Below are 16,102 nucleotides of genomic sequence, written 5' to 3' on the forward strand. Positions count from 1 at the left end.
CAATGAACGCCGTCCAGAGGTTCATCAGAAGCAGAGTGCTGCTGCTGACCGCGTCCATTTTGATCGTGGCCATGTGCCTTTCGGTCCTCGTCCAGGGTCAGTCGCAGGCGGCCCTGAACCGGACCGTCGACCAGAACTCCCGGGGACTCTACGACGTCCTCGTCCAGGCCAGGGCCGACGGCAACGGCGGGCTGATGCAGCCGGAGATCGCCAGCGGCCAGGGCGGCATCAGCTTCGAGCAGCTGGACTCCATCCGGAAGCTCACGGGCACCTCCGTGGCGGCCCCGATCAGCCTCGTCTCCCGGGTCAGCCAGAACCTCGAAGCCCCGCGGCTCGAAGCCACCGACTACCTCGGCTTCAACGCCGGACTTGCCGGCACCGCCGGAGACCCCAGCGCCACCGATCCGAGCAAGTGGCCGGCCGCCGAATCGGTCCTGTCCGCCACGCCCAAGAAGTATCGGCTCACCGCCAGCGCCGTCAGCTCCGACGGCCATTCCGACCAGACACTGTTCAAGACCATGGCGGAAGGATCCCTTGGCAAGGCCGAGCTCATCGAAGAGCAGGTCGCCGGCGGCAAGAACGTCCGCATCGCGGGCCCGGCAGGGGAGACCGGCATCAAGTTCCCCGCCCCGGCCGGCGGGTCCGAGCACAACCTGTTCAACCTCGCCGTTTCGCTGCCGCTCGCCCCGCAGGTGACCGAGTCCGTCGTCGCCGTCGACCCCGTCTCCGAGCGTGCCCTGCTGGGCACCGCCGGTGACTTCCTCGCCCCGCTGGAGAAGGCCCCGCCGGCTGATGCCCGCAACGCCGGCGCGATCGGCCGCCACTTCGAAAGCCTCTTCACGAGCGGCATCGGCATGGACAAGCTCAAGGAAGGCCCCGACTTCCTGGGCGTCAAACTCAAGTACTGGGCCCCGCTGATGAGCCAGTACCAGCAGGCCAAGCGCGCCGGGCTGCTGACCGCCGATTCGCAGGCCATCCCGCTGATCGTCCGTTCCGGCACCTCCCTGGACCTCAAATACTCGGTCAAGATCGAGGAAATCGACGCCTCCGGCAACGTCACCAAGGATGTGGGCACCGTGGCCCGTTCGCTGGACAAGGACTACCTGCCGTTCGTCTCCAAGTCCCCGTTCGCCCTCGCCTGGCCCGGCTCCAAGGACCTGTCCGCCTTGCTCGGAGACACCGGCAGCTTCAGCCAGGGCCTCTACAACCCCGCCACCTGGAGCACCGACTTCGCTGCCGCCCCCAAGTACAAGGACGGCGACACCGCCGGCAACGGCGCCGTCGACAAGACCGCCAAACCCGGTGACTGGGTGACCGTGAACCGGCTGCCGGAGAAGGCCGCCAATGGCGCCCCCGTGGACCAGACGCAGCGAAAGCCCGTCGACGAGCGCTCCTACCGCGAGGACCTCGAGACCGGCAAAAAGCTCGCCACGCCGCTCGCCATGGTCTACGGAACGTTCGACGCCGACAAGGTCAAGGAGGTTGCCGGTGACGTCAACCGCCTGCCGCTGGGCGGCTACGACCCCACCCCGTTCAGCCTGACCAAGGACGCGTCCGGCAAGGACGTCCAGGACACCGAACTCAAGCCCTCACTGAGCGCCACGGGACTGGCCAGCCAGTCCGCCGGTGCCATCACCGACTACTACGGCCTGGCAGCCGCCCGCGGCTACGAGCAGAACGCCGCCGCGATCGACGCCGTCCGCGTCCGGGCCAAGGTGCCCGGCAGTTGGAAGCAGGCGCAGCCCGAGGTCGAGAAGCTCGCCAACGAGATCCGCGACATGGGCCTGCAGGCGACCGTCGTCGCCGGTTCCGCCCGCGAGGACGCCGGCATCTTCCTCCCCGGCTACTCCAAGGACGACGCCGGCAAGGAATCGCCGCTGGGCACCGTCCAGCAGTCGTGGGTCCGCCAGGACGCCGCGGACGCCGTTTCCGGCTCCCTGACAGGCACCAACCTGACCCTGCTTTTCCTTACCCTTTGCGGTGCCGCCCTGCTGACCGGCGCCTCGACCGTCAGCTACGTCCGGAAACGGCGCAGCGAGGCCGGGACGCTGCGTGCCATGGGATGGACCCAGCGCAGGATCCGTTCCTGGGTGCTGGCCGAATTCGGCGTCGGAGCGGCCCTGCTGGCCGTCGCCGGCATCGCCCTGAGCCTGATCAGCTGGAACGCTGCCACGGCCATCGTCTCGGCTTCCGTCCTGGCCCTGTATGTGGGGGCCGCCTACTTCGCAGCGCAGCAGTTGCGCCACCGCGACGTGGTGGACCAAGAACCGCAGCACGATGAACGCCTCATCGCCGTCGATTCCCCGCTCACCTTCGCCAACCGGCAGCTGAGCACGAACAAGTTCAACACCGGCTCCCTGGCTGTTGCCGTCGGCGTCTTCGGGGCAGCGGTGGGCGGAATGACCGCCCTGCTGATCGACATTCCCCGGGCCGCCGGCGCCAGTGCGCTCAGCGGGCTGGCTGCCGCGAGCATCGCGCTGCCCAGCATCGTCCTGGCCCTGTCCGGGGTTGCCGTCGGGCTGCTGCTGACCATGGTCACCGGCCGCTTCGAGCTGCAGTCCAAACGCCAGTACCTCGGCACGCTGCAGGCCATGGGCTGGAACCCGGACATGCTGGGCCAGGTCCGCTTCTTCGAAAACGCCATGGTGGGGACGGTCGCGCTGCCGCTGGGTGTCCTCGGCGCCCTCGGCGTCGGCCTCCTCCTCGCCCCCTATGCCGCACTCTGGGCCGGCCTCGCCGGACTCGTGGCAGTACTTATCTGGATTCCCATTGCAACGAAAGTGGTCCGATGAATAACGACCTGAACCTTGACCGGGCCGCTCACGAGCAGATGACGGCGAGTACCCGGCGGGGCGCCCACCAGACCCGCGCCAACACGATCGTAAAGGCCACGGACCACGCCACGCCGCTGGAGCTCAGCAACATCACCATCCACTACGGCGGCGGCAAGGGCGGTGCCGAGGCCGTCAACGTGGTGGACGACTTCAACATGACGCTGCACGCCGGCGAGATGCACTGCGTCGCCGGCCGTTCCGGCTCGGGCAAGACCAGCATCCTGACCGTGGGTGCGGGCCTGACCCTGCCGACGTCGGGCCGGGTCTTCTGGGAAGGCGACTCGCTCGAAACCATGGGCGACGACGAGATCGCCGACCGCCGTCGGGCCCTGATCGGCTACGTGGACCAGGGCGGTGCCCTGATCGACGGGATGAGTGCCCTGGAGAACGTCCTGCTGCCCGCCGTGCCCGACGGCGAGGTGGACAAGCGCCGCGACATGGCCAAGGACCTCCTGGACCTGGTGGGACTGGGCCGGCGCATGCGCCACCGCCCCGCCCAGCTCTCCGGCGGCGAACGCCAGCGTGTGGCGATCGCCCGGGCCCTGATCCTCGGCACCCGCGTGCTGGTGGTCGACGAGCCCACCGCCAGCCTGGACCGTGCGTCGGCGAACCGCATCATCAGCATCCTCAAGGACACGACGTCGGACGGAATCGCCGTCCTGGTGGCTTCACATGACCACGAACTGGTCCGCCAGAGCGATACCCTGACCGAACTGATCTAGGTTCAGGCGCAGCGCCTCCCGCCCTCCGGCCCGCACCGCTTCAGAAAAGGTAAGTCCACAGAGTGTCGTCTTCAGCGAAAACCCCGTTCTACATCACCACGGCCATCACCTACCCCAACGGCGTGCCGCACATCGGCCATGCCTACGAGTACATTGCCACCGATGCGATGGCCCGCTTCAAGCGGCTCGACGGGTACGACGTCTTCTTCCTGACCGGCACGGACGAGCACGGCATGAAGATTGCGCAAACGGCAGAAAAGGAAGGCGTTACGCCCAAGGAGCTGGTGGACCGCAACGCGGAAATCTACAAGGCGGCACACTCCGCCCTGGGGATTTCCTATGACCGCTTCATCCGCACCACTGACGCCGACCACTACGCGGCGTCACAGGCCATCTGGAAGAAGATGGAAGCCAACGGTGACATCTACCTCTCCAAGTACGAGGGCTGGTACTCGGTCCGGGACGAAGCGTATTACGTCGAAGACGAGACCGTGGTGAAGGACGACGGCGTCCGCTACTCCCGCGAAACGGACACCGAGGTGACGTGGACGGCGGAGGAGAGCTACTTCTTCCGGCTCTCGGCCTACCAGGACAAACTGCTGGCCATGTATGCGGCCCACCCTGATTTCGGTGCCCCGCAGTCCCGCTTCAACGAGGTCATCAGCTTTGTCAAGGGCGGGCTGGAGGACCTGTCCATCAGCCGCACCAGCTTCGACTGGGGTGTTCCGGTGCCCGGCAACGACCTGCATGTGATGTACGTCTGGGTGGATGCGCTCACGAACTACCTCACCGGCGTTGGGTACCCGGACCTGGAATCGGCGTCCTTTAAGAAGTACTGGCCGGCCGACGTCCACGTGATCGGCAAGGACATTTCGCGGTTCCACGCCATCTACTGGCCCGCTTTCCTGATGAGCGCCGGACTGGAACTGCCCAAGCGGGTCATGATCCACGGCTTCCTGCAGAACAATGGCGTCAAAATGTCCAAGTCACTGGGCAATGTGGTGGCGCCGGCGGACTTCGTGGCCCAGTACGGCCTGGACCAGGTCCGGTTCTTCCTGCTCCGCGAGGTGCCGTTCGGCGCCGACGGCAACTACAACCATGAGGCAATCGTTGGCCGGATGAACTCCGACCTCGCCAACAACTTCGGCAACCTCGCGCAGCGGTCCTTGTCCATGGTGGCGAAGAACTGCGCGGGGCTGGTTCCCGCTCCGGGTGCCTTCAGCGCCGCGGACTCCGCGCTGCTGGACCAGGCCAACGGGCTGCTGGAAGCAGCCCGTGCTGCCTTCGAAAAGCAGGAATTCAGCCGGGCGCTCGAGGCGATCTGGGGCGTGCTGGGGGACACCAACGCGTACTTCGCCGAGCAGGCACCCTGGGTCCTGCGGAAGACCGACGTCGAACGTATGAACACGGTGCTGTACGTCACGCTCGAGGTCGTACGCATCGTTGCTATCCTCACGCAGCCGGTCATGCCGACGGCGACGGCGGCCATCCTGGACACCCTCGGCCAGCCCGAGGGGGCGGCGCGGGCGTTCGCGGCCCTTGGCATGCCGATCGCGGCAGGCACGGCATTGCCAGCCCCCGCCCCGGTCTTCCCGAAGTACGAGGAGCCCGCCGGGGCCTGACACGTGTTCGAATAGTGAGACGACTTGACCAGCATGTGGATGCCTTGGCTACCCTGAAAACATGAGTGCATCCACGATTGATCTGGCCGTTATCCCCGGCGACGGCATTGGCCCGGAAGTCACTGCCGAAGCGTTGAAGGTCCTTGAGAAAACGGCCGCTGCGGAAGGCATCGTGCTGCGGCAGACCCACTACGCCCTGGGCGCGCAGCACTGGCTCGAGACGGGGGAGACCCTGCCCGAGGAGACCCTCGCCGATCTCCGCACCCGCGACGCCATCCTCTTCGGCGCGGTCGGGGCGGCCCCCGGCGATACCCGGATTCCCTCCGGCATCATCGAGCGCGAACTGCTGCTCAAGCTCCGTTTCAGCCTGGACCACTTCGTCAACCTGCGGCCCTCGCGCCTCTACCCGGGAGTCGGCAGCCCGCTTGCCAACCCCGGCGACATCGACTTCATCGTGGTCCGCGAAGGCACCGAGGGCCCCTACGTGGGCAACGGCGGCACGCTGCGCGCCGGCACCCCGCACGAGGTGGCCACCGAGGTCTCGCTCAACACCGCCCACGGCGTCGAACGCGTGGTCCGCGATGCGTTCCGCCGTGCCAACGACCGTCCGCGCAAGAAGCTGACGCTCGTGCACAAGCACAATGTCCTGGTCTTCGCCGGCCACCTATGGAAGCGCACCGTCGAGGCCGTGGCCCAGGAGTTCCCCGAGGTCACCCATGATTACCTGCACATCGACGCCGCCACGATCTTTATGGTCACCGACCCGGCCCGCTTCGACGTGATCGTCACCGACAACCTCTTCGGTGACATCATCACCGACCTTGCTGCCGCCGTTACCGGCGGCATCGGCCTGGCCGCGTCCGGCAACATCAATATGGAACGCACCGCGCCGTCCATGTTCGAGCCCGTCCACGGTTCCGCCCCGGACATCGCCGGCCAGCAGAAGGCGGATCCCACCGCCGCCATCCTCTCCGCCGCACTGCTGCTGGAGCACCTCGGCTACGCCGGCGCCGCGCGCCGCATCGAGGCCGCCGTCGTCGCCGATATCGCAAGCCGGGGTAACGCGGTCCGCAGCACCAGCGCCATCGGCGACGCCATCACCGCAGCCCTGTAGACACAGCCCTATAGACATGGCTCTATAGGCCCCGCTCCAAGGGCCCCGGCAACGGGCGTAAGCTTGTTTCGAATCACCAATATGCTGCCGTGGTCCGACGATGAACCACGTTCACACGCCAGGCAGCCGACCGTGGAGGAACCATGACTCAGACTGCCCATGGCGTCGAATTCAGCCAGCAGCTCTCGGCAACCCCGAAGTCCGCTGAAGAACGTGCTGCCATCCTGGCGAACCCGGGTTTCGGCAACTATTTCACCGACCACACGGCGATCGTGGACTACAGCGTCGACGCCGAAGGCACAGGCAGCTGGCACGACGCGCGCGTTGAAGCCTACGGACCCATCTCCCTGGACCCGTCCGCCGCGGTGCTGCACTACGGCCAGGAGATCTTCGAGGGACTCAAGGCCTACCGCCATGCCGACGGCACCATCTGGACGTTCCGGCCCGAAGCCAACGCCGCGCGAATGAACAAGTCCGCCCGCCGACTGGCCCTCCCCGAGATTCCGCAGGAGTACTTCCTCGGTGCCATCCGCGAGCTTGTGTCCGTGGACCGGGAATGGGTTCCCTCCGGCGACGGCGAGGCCCTGTACCTGCGCCCGTTTATGATCGCCACCGAGGCGTTCCTGGGCGTCCGCGCCGCCCGTGAGGTCTCCTTCCGCGTCATCGCCTCCCCGGCCGGCAACTACTTCGGCGGCGAGCTCAAGCCCATCTCCATCTGGATCTCCCGCGACTACGCCCGCGCCGGCCGCGGCGGAACCGGCGCCGCCAAATGCGGCGGCAACTACGCCGCCTCACTGATCGCCCAGATGGAAGCCGAGGAGCACGGCTGCAAGCAGGTCCTCTTCCTGGACCAGTTCAACGACAACGCCGTGGAAGAACTCGGCGGCATGAACGTCTTCTTCGTGATGAAGGACGGGTCGCTGGTCACCCCGGCGCTGACCGGAACCATCCTCGAGGGCGTCACCCGCTCGTCCGTTATGCAGGTGGCGAAGGACATGGGCCGCGCGGTCACCGAACGCAAGATCACCCTGGCTGAATGGCGCGACGGCGTGGCCTCCGGCGACATCGCCGAGGTCTTCGCCTGCGGCACCGCCGCCGTCATCACCCCCATCGGCGTGCTCAAGGACACCACCGAGTTCATCGGCTCCGAGGACGCCAAGGCGGGGGAGACCACCATGGCCATCCGCGCGCAGCTGCTCGGCATCCAGACCGGAGCCATCGAGGACACCCACGGCTGGCTGACCCGCCTCGCCTGAGCGAGAGAGCCTCAGTAACAGCCAGCGTTCGACGGCGGCCCCCACCTTCCGGTGCAGGGCCGCCATGGTCGTTAACGGGATTGCGGCCGGCCGGAAGTCCGAGCGGCGCCGGTGGGGCGGGAGTGATCTATGCTAAATGCATTCAGGCGGGACCGGCATAACCAGCTAAATCTTTGGGGGAATTGAAATGTCGATCGACTCGAAGTCCTTGAGCCGCCGGAGCTTCCTGTACGCCGGTGCTTTCGGTGCTGCGGCCAGCCTCGCGCCAATTAGCGCCGCCGGCGGCGCAACCCAGATATATCCGTTTACGCCGAACACGGAACTTGTTGATGCCTTTGTGGCCCGACGCGGTGGCGCAATCGGGACCGGCGGCAAAGTGGCCATCGCCTTCCGCTGTGACCACCACCTCAACAAGTTTGAATCCCGGCTCCTTCCTCTCCACCAGAAGTACGGCATTCCCGTCACTATTGCCGCCATGTCGCAGATGTTCAGGGTTGAGACCGGGACCAACGGCAGCACTAACCTGCCGTTCCCCCGCCTTCAGGCGCTGGCCCTTGCCAACGGCCTGGAAATCGCCAACCACGGCGCCACCCACACCGACGCGGACACACCCCAGCGTCTTCGGGAAGAAATCGTCTATTCGCGCAATGCACTGACCGCAGCATTGCCCAAACTTCCCCTGGAGCTGTTCATTCCGCCAGGAGTTGGCGGGACGCAGTACCTCGGTTTCGCGGGGGGCAAAACCCAGTCTTCGTTCCAGAAGTACCTTGCGGGGCGGCTGATTACCCAGCAACATGCCATGTCGACGGGCTATGTCCCGGGCTATTGGCCCATGACGGGAAATCCGCTGGACAGCATGGGCAATGTGCACGTCGGCATCGAGAACGCCGACTACGCCCGCCGCGGGCCGGACTTTATCGCTGCCGCCCGGAAGCAGGGACGCGGGGTGTGTTTTATGTACCACCCGAGCCTGGTGGACGATACCGACCTGCAGGCGATCGAGGGTTTCTTCGCCTGGTGCGCGCGCGAACGCGATGCGGGCCGGCTGGAAATCCTCACGACCACCGGGCTGATGATGTCCAGCTTTTCAACATCGTCCCGCCATGACGTTATGTCCGCCGGTGCAAGCTTCGTTCTCGGATGGAACGGGTGGAACGGGTCAGCCGCCAACTGGGCTCGTCGCACCGACTCCGGAGTCAGCTACGCCCGGCGCGGCTCTCAGTCTCTGGCTCTGTTCAAGGACGTGCCGGTCGGCGTCTACGCCGGATCGGCTAGGCAGCTTCGCGTCTCGATGCGCTCCACCACTGGAGTGCGGGTCAAAGTGGAGGTCCTCGACCCGGCCAACCCGGGGTACTTCACTGCTGCAAAGACCGTCACCTTGCCGCCGGCGGCGGGTTTCCAACAGGCGCACCAATACGTCATCCTGCCCCTCACTGGAACTCCGCGGGTCCGGGTCCGCATAACGCCTCTCTCCGGCGGGGAACTCCACGTCCAGGAACCGCGTTTACTCGCTGCCTAGCTGTCGGTCCGGCATCGGCGGCGACACTGCAACTTGCACATTTCGGTGCGAAGATGGACCCGTGATCCCGCAAGCATCCAGCGCCGTCGTGCGCAGCACCGAGCTGACGCGCTTCCGCCTTGCCCCGAACCCGGGGCCGATGAGTTTGCAGGGCACCAAGTCCTATCTCATTTCAGCGCCCGGCGCAGCGACCACCGTTGTGGTGGATCCGGGCCCCCTCGATGAACCGCACCTGCAGGACCTGGCCCGGGCCGGCGCCGTCGAACTCATCCTCATCACGCACCGGCATGCCGACCACACTGCCGCCGCCGCACGTTTCGCCGAACTCACCGGCGCCCCCGTCCGGGCCGCCGATCCGGCCCACTGCCATGGCGGCAGCCCACTGGCGGACGGGGAAGTCATCCACGCTGCCGGGGTGGAAATCAGGGTCCTCGCGACGCCGGGCCACACCTCGGATTCGGTCTGCTTCCACCTGCCGCAGGACGGCGCCCGGGGCTCTGTGCTGACCGGGGACACCATCCTGGGCCTGGGCACCACTGTTCTTGACTACCCCGACGGCACCCTGGGGCACTACTTCGAATCACTGGACCGGCTCGAAGAACTGGGCTCCGCGACCGTCCTGCCCGCCCACGGCCCCATGCTGCCAGCCCTGGACGCGATCGTGCGCGCCTACCGGGACCACCGTCAGGAACGGCTGGCCCAGGTCCGGGCCGCACTGGCGGACCTCGGCGAGGATGCGGGCGTGGCGGACGTCGCCGACGCCGTCTATGCCGCCGTCGACCCTGCCGTCCGGCCGGCAGCGGAACTCTCCTTGGCGGCGCAGCTCGAGTACCTGCGGTCCGGCAGCGGCACGTCCTGAATCCCAAGTAGCTCGCAGCGGAGTCGGGCACTCCTGCCGAGACGGTACGCTTGGAGCCATGCGTATCGCCCGTTTTGTAGTCGATTCTGATCCCCTCTACGGCATTGTGGAAGGTGAGCCCGGCAGCGAGGAAGTCACCGTCATCAACGGCGACCCGTTCTTCCACGGCGTGGAACGAACCGCCGTCAGGCACAAGCTGGAGGACGTGCGCCTGCTGGCCCCGATCATCCCGCGCAGCAAGGTGATCGGCGTCGGCCGCAACTTCGCGGAGCACGCCCGCGAACTCGGCCACGAGGTTCCCAAGCAGCCCCTGCTCTTCCTGAAACCCAACACCTCCGTGATCGGACCCAACGATCCGATCGTCCTGCCCGAGTTCTCCGATGAGGTGTCCTTCGAAGCCGAGCTGTGCGTCGTGATCGGCCGGATCTGCAAGGACGTCCCCGAAGAGCGCGTCGACGACGTCATTTTCGGCTACACCTGCGGCAACGACCTCACTGCCCGCGACGTCCAGAAAACGGACCTGCAGTGGGCCCGCGCCAAGGGCTTCGACACCTCGGCACCTCTCGGCCCGTGGATCGAGACCGAACTCGACACCGAGGACCTGCAGATCCAGGGCCGGCTCAACGGCGAACTCCGCCAGGACGGCAGCACCAGCCAGATGATCCGCGGCGTCCGCGAGCTGGTCTCCATCGTCTCGCAGGCCTTCACCCTGCTGCCGGGCGACGTCATCATGACCGGCACGCCGGCCGGCGTCGGCCTGGTCCAAGCCGGCGACCGTTTCGAAGTGGAGATCGAGGGCATCGGCCGCCTCACCAACCCGGTTGTGCGCCGCTAACATATTTCCCGCGCCGACAAAGGACGGCCGCCCCGTGGATTCACGGCGCGGCTGTCCTTTTTGCTTTCCTCTTTCGGAGTGGAAACCGCTGCGGATGTTCCTACAGGGCGGACCAGCCGCCGTCGGAGGCGAGGATGGCGCCGTTGACGTTGGTGCCGTCGTCGCTGAGCAGGAAGGTGATGGAGGCGGCCAGTTGCGCCGCGGTGGCGGGGGCGGGAATGGTGGTGCCCATGATCGGTCCGAGGCGCTCCGCGGCCAGCTGGGATCCCCAGTTTGCCTCGATGTTGGTGATGGTGGCGCCGGGCGCAACGGCGTTGAAGCGCAGGCCCTTCGGCCCGTACATCACGGCGGAGTTCTTGGTCAGTCCCACCACCGCGTGCTTGGAGGCGGTGTACGTGGCGCCGGCGGCGGAACCGCGCAGCCCGGCCTCCGAGGCGACGTTGACCACGGAGCCGGCCCCGGCGTCGAGCATCAGCGGCACCACGGCGCGGGTCAGCCGCATGATCGACGTGACATTGATCCGGAAGACCCGCTCCCACGTCGCGTCATCGACTTCATGGATCGGGGCGAAGTTATCCATGATGCCCGCGACGTTCGCGAGGGCATCCACCCGTCCGCCCGCGGCCGCGACGACGGCGGCGATTGTCTCTTCGCTCGAGATGTCGCCGGCGACCGGAACCAGGTCCAGTTCGCTGTGCCCGGCAACCAGCGCGGCCAGCCGCTCGGGACTGATGTCGGCGGCGATCACCCTGCCGCCCTCCCTGGCGATCCGGAGGGCCGTGGCCTGGCCGATGCCGGAACCTGCCCCGGTGACGATGACCGTCCTGCCGGCAAAGCGGCCGGTGGTGGTGACTTCCTGCCATGATGCTCCGTTGCCCATGATGTCCTTCCGAACGTTGTAGAGGCTGACACTACCTAGCTTATGACACCGTGTGTCATTATAAAAGGGTGAATACTGGTGGGATGCCACAGGGAGAACCGACACCCGCCGTCCCGCGCCCCAGCGGCCGTCCGGTAACGATCGATCCGGACGCCGTGGCAGCGATTGCACTGCGTCTCTTTGCCGAGAACGGCTACGAACAGACCTCCATGGAGGACATCGCCCGCGCAGCGGGCATTGGCCGGAAGAGCCTGTACCGCTACTTCTCCAGCAAGGCCGACCTGATCTGGGGCGGGATGGAACCGGCAGTCGAGGCCGCCGGGCAGGCGCTGGAGCAGGCCGGGGTTCAACCCGCGGCCGATGGCGACATCCTGGCGGTGTTGCGGGCGGCGGCGGTTGCCGGGGTGGCGGCGATTCCGGACCTCTCCGTGTCGCGCGGACGCCTGCGCCTGATCGCCGAGCATCCCGAACTGTCCAGCCGGAGCTATGACTCGCTGGCGGCCCAGCGCGAGCGGGCACGGCTCTACCTGGTTGCCCGCGGGGTCCGCGAAGACAGCGCCCGCTATTTGTGCGCGGCTTACCTCGGCGCGACCTTCGAGGCCTGGATGCACTGGGCCGCGGGGACAGACCCGGATCCGGTCCCGTACCTGCTGGCCGCGCTGGATGTGCTGCGGCTGCCCGGCTGACTGATCCTGACGGGCAGGCGGTTCCTGGCGCCCCGCGGCCCCGCCGGCGGCGGTCCCCGCGGGGCAGGCGGTAAAGTTGGAATCACTATGACTACTCCTTCTGCGCCCGACGCCGTCTCCAGCTCCGCCCCCACTGTGACCAGCGAAGTCACCGCCGACACCCCGGTCCGGGTCCGGTTCTGCCCGTCGCCCACCGGCACCCCGCACGTCGGCCTGATCCGAACCGCCCTCTTCAACTGGGCCCACGCCCGGCACACGAAAGGCACCTTCGTGTTCCGCATCGAGGACACGGACGCGGCGCGCGACTCGGAGGAAAGCTACCAGCAGCTGCTCGAGGCCCTGAAATGGCTCGGCATCACCTGGGAGGAAGGCGTGGAAGTCGGCGGCCCGCACCAGCCGTACCGGCAGTCGCAGCGCCTGGACCTCTACACGGACGTCGTCGCCAAGCTCGTCGAAGCCGGCTACGCCTACGAGTGCTACTCCTCCCCGGAGGAGGTCGAGGCCCGCCACCGCGCCGCGGGCCGCGACCCCAAGCTGGGCTACGACAACTTCGACCGCGAGCTGTCCGGCGAGCAGCTCGCCGCGTTCAAGGCCGAGGGCCGCAAGCCGGTGCTCCGTGTCCGGATGCCCGCCGAGGACGTCACCTTCAACGACATGGTCCGCGGCGAGATCACCTTCAAGGCCGGAAGTATCCCGGACTACGTGATTGTCCGCGCCGACGGCTCCCCGCTCTACACCCTGGTCAACCCGGTGGACGACGCCCTCATGGGCATCACCCACGTGCTCCGCGGCGAGGACCTGCTCTCCTCGACCCCGCGCCAGGTGGTGCTGATCCGCGCCCTGATGGACATCGGCGTCGCCGGCGACATGCCCGTGTTCGCCCACCTGCCCTACGTGATGGGCGAGGGCAACAAGAAGCTCTCCAAGCGCGATCCCCAGTCCAACCTGTTCCTGCTCCGGGACCGCGGCTTCATCCCCGAGGGCCTGCTGAACTACCTCTCGCTGCTGGGCTGGAGCCTCTCCGCCGACGAGGACATTTTCACGGTGGACCAGCTGATCGAGAACTTCGACGTCAACGATGTGCTCGCCAACCCGGCGCGATTCGACATCAAGAAGGCCGAGGCGATCAACGGCACCCACATCCGTATGCTCGAGGCCGAGGATTTCCGGACCAGGCTGGTCCCTTACCTGCGCACCGCCGGCTTGGTGGGGGAGACCCTCACCGCACGGGAGGAGGAGATCCTCGCCGAGGCGGCGCCCCTGATCCAGGAGCGCATCTCGCTGCTGGGCGAAGCCCCCGAAATGCTCGCGTTCCTGTTCAAGAACGACGACGCGATCGACGTCGCGGATGACGCCCGCAAGGGGCTCCCCGAGAACCTGACCGAGGTCCTCGACGCCGCCCTCGCGGCGCTGGAACCCCTTGAGGACTGGACCGCGGAGAACATCCAGGCCGCCCTGAAGGAGGCCCTCGTGGAAGGTCTCGGCGTCAAGCCCCGGCTGGCCTTCGGCCCGGTCCGCACGGCCATGTCCGGGCGCCGCATCTCCCCGCCGTTGTTCGAATCCATGGTCATCCTGGGCAAGGATTCCTCGCTGGCCCGCCTGCGCGCCTTCCGCGGCTGATGAGCACGCCGTCCGACACCAACGCCCTGGCCGCCGGCCTGGGCGGGATCCGCGGGGTACTGTTCGACATCGACGACACCCTAGTGGACCTGGAGTTCGCCATGACGGCTGCCCTGCGCGACGTCAGCGAGCATCTCCTGCCGGGCCTGGACCAGGCCGGGTGGGAGAAGTTCGGGCGGATCTTCACCCGTGAAACGACGCATTTCTATGACCGCTACCTCACCGGCGAACTGAGCTTCAACGAACAGCGCCTGCTCCGGGGCCGGGCCGCCCTGGGCCACTTCGGCGTGGAGCTGGAGGAGGGGGAGCAGTCCCATCACTGGGTCAGTTCCTACGCGAGCCTCCAGCACGGCTACATCCGGGCCTTCGACGACGTCACCCCGATCCTGGACGCGCTGGATACCGCCGGCATCCCGTACGGCGCCGTGAGCAACAACGTCCACGACTACCAGCGGGTCAAGCTGGACGCCGCCGGCCTGGAACGCATCAGTGTCCTGGTGGGCACGGATACCGTGGGTGCGGCGAAGCCGGATCCGGCCATCTACCTGGAGGGCGTCCGCCGCCTCGGCACCGGCGCCGGTGAGACGCTCTACGTGGGGGACAACCGGCTGCTCGACGCTGACGGCTCGACGGCGGCAGGCCTCCTGGGCGTCTGGCTGAACCGCGGCGGGGAACCGGCCCCGGGCTTTGCCGGCCGCGAGATCGGTTCCCTGCTGGAGCTGCTGGCCTAACCCTCTGCCGGGGACGCACCGGCGGGTGTACGCCGGTTCCGCAGCACAAAGAACCCGCCCACCGATCCGAGCCCGAGGACGCCCACCATTCCCAGGGCCATGGCGGCGTCGGACTGCCCCACCATGGTCGAGGGGGAGACGGCCGCGGCGCTCGAGTACAGCGTCCCGGTGCCTTCCGCGATCCGGGCGTTGCCGTCCGCGAGCTTTTCCGCGCCCGTGGAAAGTTGGGTGGAGCCGGACGCCAGCTTGGTGTTGCCGGCCGAGAGTTGCGAGGCGCCGGAGGCAAGGGCCTGGGACCCGCTGAGCAGCCCGGGGTTGGCCGGATCAGCCGGATCGCCCTTGATGCCTGCATTCAATGCGACGGTGCCGTCGGCGAGCCGGGAGCTTCCCTCGGTCATTTTGGCGGCGGCCTTGATCAGTCCCGGACGCTCGGGATTGCCCGGAACGCCGTCAATGCCGGTGCGGATCTTGGCTGTGCCGTCAGCCAGCAGCCGGGTGCCCATGACCACCCCGGGGCTGTTGGGGTCCTCGCTGTTGAGCTTGTTGGCCAGCGTAGCGAAGCCCGCCGTCAGCTTTCCGGTTCCGGCGTGAAGCTGGCCCGCGCCCGCCTGCAGCCTGCCTGCGCCATCCTGCAGCTGGGTGGCCCCGGCATCCAGCTTCTGGGCGCCGGCGGCGATCCTGGCGATTTTGTCCTTGACGACGGCCAATGGCACCAGCCCCTGCACGGGGTCCGAGGCGGCTGCCTGCAGCAGCTCCAGGGCCTGGGCCAGCGCGGCGGTTCCTGTTCCCGCCCCGGGGTCGTTGTTGGCGCCCCGGTAGCCCTTGAGCTGGACCGTGCCGGCCGCTAGGTTCCCGGTACCGGCGGCCAGCTTGGCTGCCCCGGCGTCGAGCTGGGTGGCGCCGTCGGCCAGGTTGTTCTCCGCAGTGCCGGCGGCTGTGGGGGTCAGTGCAGCAGAGAGTTGCACGGCGCCGGCGGCAAGCTTCTGAGCGCCGTCGTCGACCTTGTACACACCCGGCGCGAGCTTGTTGTTGACGTCGGTTTCAATCTTCACGGCGCCCGTGGCCAGCTGGTCGGCGCCGGCCTGGAGCTTGTCCGCGCCCGGGGCGAGCTTTTGACTGATGCCCGTGTGGATCTTTTCCGCGCCGGCGGAGAGCTTTCCGGCACCGGTGTCGGCCTGGCCGGCACCGTTGGCAAGCTTGCCGGCGCCGTCCTTCAGCTGCTCGGCTCCGGCGGAGGCCTGGCCGGCGCCCTCCTTGAGTTTGGCCGAACCGTCCGTGATGCGGCCGGTCACGAGGGTGTAGAAACCGAGCAGCCCGATCAGCAGCAGGGCAAGGATGGCGATGGCGATCTGTTGGGCACGGGTTCGGGTCTTGCTTGCAGCGGCGGCACGACTCTGTGTCACAGATGGGTCCTCTCGACGGTG

General features: G+C 67.4%; 13 protein-coding genes. 11 read left to right on the forward strand and 2 right to left on the reverse strand.

What is annotated here, in order from left to right; all coding sequences use genetic code 11:
- The first annotated feature begins 2 nt into the window (after positions 1-2).
- The 8 genes from ACZYZE_RS06765 (at position 3) to ACZYZE_RS06800 (ending at position 10,761) form a co-directional block, all read left to right on the forward strand.
- The gene (locus tag ACZYZE_RS06765; protein ID WP_463906965.1) at positions 3-2,792 is read left to right on the forward strand and encodes an ABC transporter permease; all 2,790 of its coding nucleotides are present in this window, start codon (positions 3-5) and stop codon (positions 2,790-2,792) included.
- Positions 2,789-3,556 (forward strand): ABC transporter ATP-binding protein, encoded by a 768-nt coding sequence (locus ACZYZE_RS06770; protein ID WP_459317529.1) that lies wholly within the window; start codon positions 2,789-2,791, stop codon positions 3,554-3,556. The genes ACZYZE_RS06765 and ACZYZE_RS06770 overlap by 4 nt, the downstream gene beginning before the upstream one ends.
- Before the next feature lie 62 nt (positions 3,557-3,618).
- On the forward strand, positions 3,619-5,178 hold the full coding sequence (gene metG / locus ACZYZE_RS06775; protein WP_463906968.1) for a methionine--tRNA ligase: 1,560 nt from the start codon (positions 3,619-3,621) through the stop codon (positions 5,176-5,178).
- 61 nt (positions 5,179-5,239) lie between these two features.
- Positions 5,240-6,292, forward strand: a complete 1,053-nt coding sequence (locus tag ACZYZE_RS06780) for a 3-isopropylmalate dehydrogenase (protein ID WP_463906970.1) — start codon at positions 5,240-5,242, stop codon at positions 6,290-6,292.
- 143 nt (positions 6,293-6,435) lie between these two features.
- A complete protein-coding gene (locus tag ACZYZE_RS06785) occupies positions 6,436-7,548 on the forward strand; it encodes a branched-chain amino acid aminotransferase (RefSeq protein WP_463906972.1) in 1,113 nt (370 codons plus the stop codon).
- Positions 7,549-7,735: 187 nt separating this feature from the next.
- Positions 7,736-9,067 carry a polysaccharide deacetylase family protein gene (locus ACZYZE_RS06790; RefSeq protein WP_463906974.1) on the forward strand — a complete coding sequence of 444 codons (1,332 nt, stop codon included), beginning with the start codon at positions 7,736-7,738 and terminating at the stop codon, positions 9,065-9,067.
- 61 nt (positions 9,068-9,128) lie between these two features.
- Positions 9,129-9,926, forward strand: a complete 798-nt coding sequence (locus ACZYZE_RS06795; protein WP_463906976.1) for an MBL fold metallo-hydrolase — start codon at positions 9,129-9,131, stop codon at positions 9,924-9,926.
- Positions 9,927-9,984: 58 nt separating this feature from the next.
- A complete protein-coding gene (locus ACZYZE_RS06800; protein WP_463906978.1) occupies positions 9,985-10,761 on the forward strand; it encodes a fumarylacetoacetate hydrolase family protein in 777 nt (258 codons plus the stop codon).
- Between the two features lie 100 nt (positions 10,762-10,861).
- Here ACZYZE_RS06800 and ACZYZE_RS06805 read toward each other — a convergent pair whose 3' ends face one another.
- Entirely contained in the window at positions 10,862-11,641 is a 780-nt protein-coding gene (locus ACZYZE_RS06805; protein WP_463906980.1) for an SDR family NAD(P)-dependent oxidoreductase, read from the reverse strand.
- 83 nt (positions 11,642-11,724) lie between these two features.
- Between ACZYZE_RS06805 and ACZYZE_RS06810 the strand changes: the two genes are divergently transcribed.
- The 3 genes from ACZYZE_RS06810 to ACZYZE_RS06820 all read left to right on the forward strand — a co-directional run bounded on the left by ACZYZE_RS06810 (position 11,725) and on the right by ACZYZE_RS06820 (position 14,678).
- Entirely contained in the window at positions 11,725-12,327 is a 603-nt protein-coding gene (locus tag ACZYZE_RS06810; protein ID WP_463906982.1) for a TetR/AcrR family transcriptional regulator, read from the forward strand.
- A gap of 87 nt (positions 12,328-12,414) precedes the next feature.
- A complete protein-coding gene (gltX, locus tag ACZYZE_RS06815) occupies positions 12,415-13,947 on the forward strand; it encodes a glutamate--tRNA ligase (protein WP_463906984.1) in 1,533 nt (510 codons plus the stop codon).
- The gene (locus tag ACZYZE_RS06820) at positions 13,947-14,678 is read left to right on the forward strand and encodes an HAD family hydrolase (protein WP_463906986.1); all 732 of its coding nucleotides are present in this window, start codon (positions 13,947-13,949) and stop codon (positions 14,676-14,678) included. Before gltX ends, ACZYZE_RS06820 begins: the two co-directional genes overlap by 1 nt.
- Here ACZYZE_RS06820 and ACZYZE_RS06825 read toward each other — a convergent pair.
- A complete protein-coding gene (locus tag ACZYZE_RS06825) occupies positions 14,675-16,081 on the reverse strand; it encodes a hypothetical protein (protein ID WP_463906988.1) in 1,407 nt (468 codons plus the stop codon). The genes ACZYZE_RS06820 and ACZYZE_RS06825 overlap by 4 nt on opposite strands.
- Positions 16,082-16,102 lie beyond the last annotated feature (21 nt).

The sequence above is a fragment of the Pseudarthrobacter woesei genome (assembly GCF_055412745.1).

Bases quoted from the DNA above. Each gene is read 5' to 3' on its own strand.
- ACZYZE_RS06765 (WP_463906965.1), top strand. From the start codon at position 3: ATGAACGCCGTCCAGAGGTTCATCAGAAGCAGAGTGCTGCTGCTGACC.
- ACZYZE_RS06770 (WP_459317529.1), top strand. From the start codon at position 2,789: ATGAATAACGACCTGAACCTTGACCGGGCCGCTCACGAGCAGATGACG.
- ACZYZE_RS06780 (WP_463906970.1), top strand. From the start codon at position 5,240: ATGAGTGCATCCACGATTGATCTGGCCGTTATCCCCGGCGACGGCATT.
- ACZYZE_RS06785 (WP_463906972.1), top strand. From the start codon at position 6,436: ATGACTCAGACTGCCCATGGCGTCGAATTCAGCCAGCAGCTCTCGGCA.
- ACZYZE_RS06790 (WP_463906974.1), top strand. From the start codon at position 7,736: ATGTCGATCGACTCGAAGTCCTTGAGCCGCCGGAGCTTCCTGTACGCC.
- ACZYZE_RS06800 (WP_463906978.1), top strand. From the start codon at position 9,985: ATGCGTATCGCCCGTTTTGTAGTCGATTCTGATCCCCTCTACGGCATT.
- ACZYZE_RS06805 (WP_463906980.1), bottom strand. From the start codon at position 11,641: ATGGGCAACGGAGCATCATGGCAGGAAGTCACCACCACCGGCCGCTTT.
- ACZYZE_RS06810 (WP_463906982.1), top strand. From the start codon at position 11,725: ATGCCACAGGGAGAACCGACACCCGCCGTCCCGCGCCCCAGCGGCCGT.
- gltX (WP_463906984.1), top strand. From the start codon at position 12,415: ATGACTACTCCTTCTGCGCCCGACGCCGTCTCCAGCTCCGCCCCCACT.
- ACZYZE_RS06820 (WP_463906986.1), top strand. From the start codon at position 13,947: ATGAGCACGCCGTCCGACACCAACGCCCTGGCCGCCGGCCTGGGCGGG.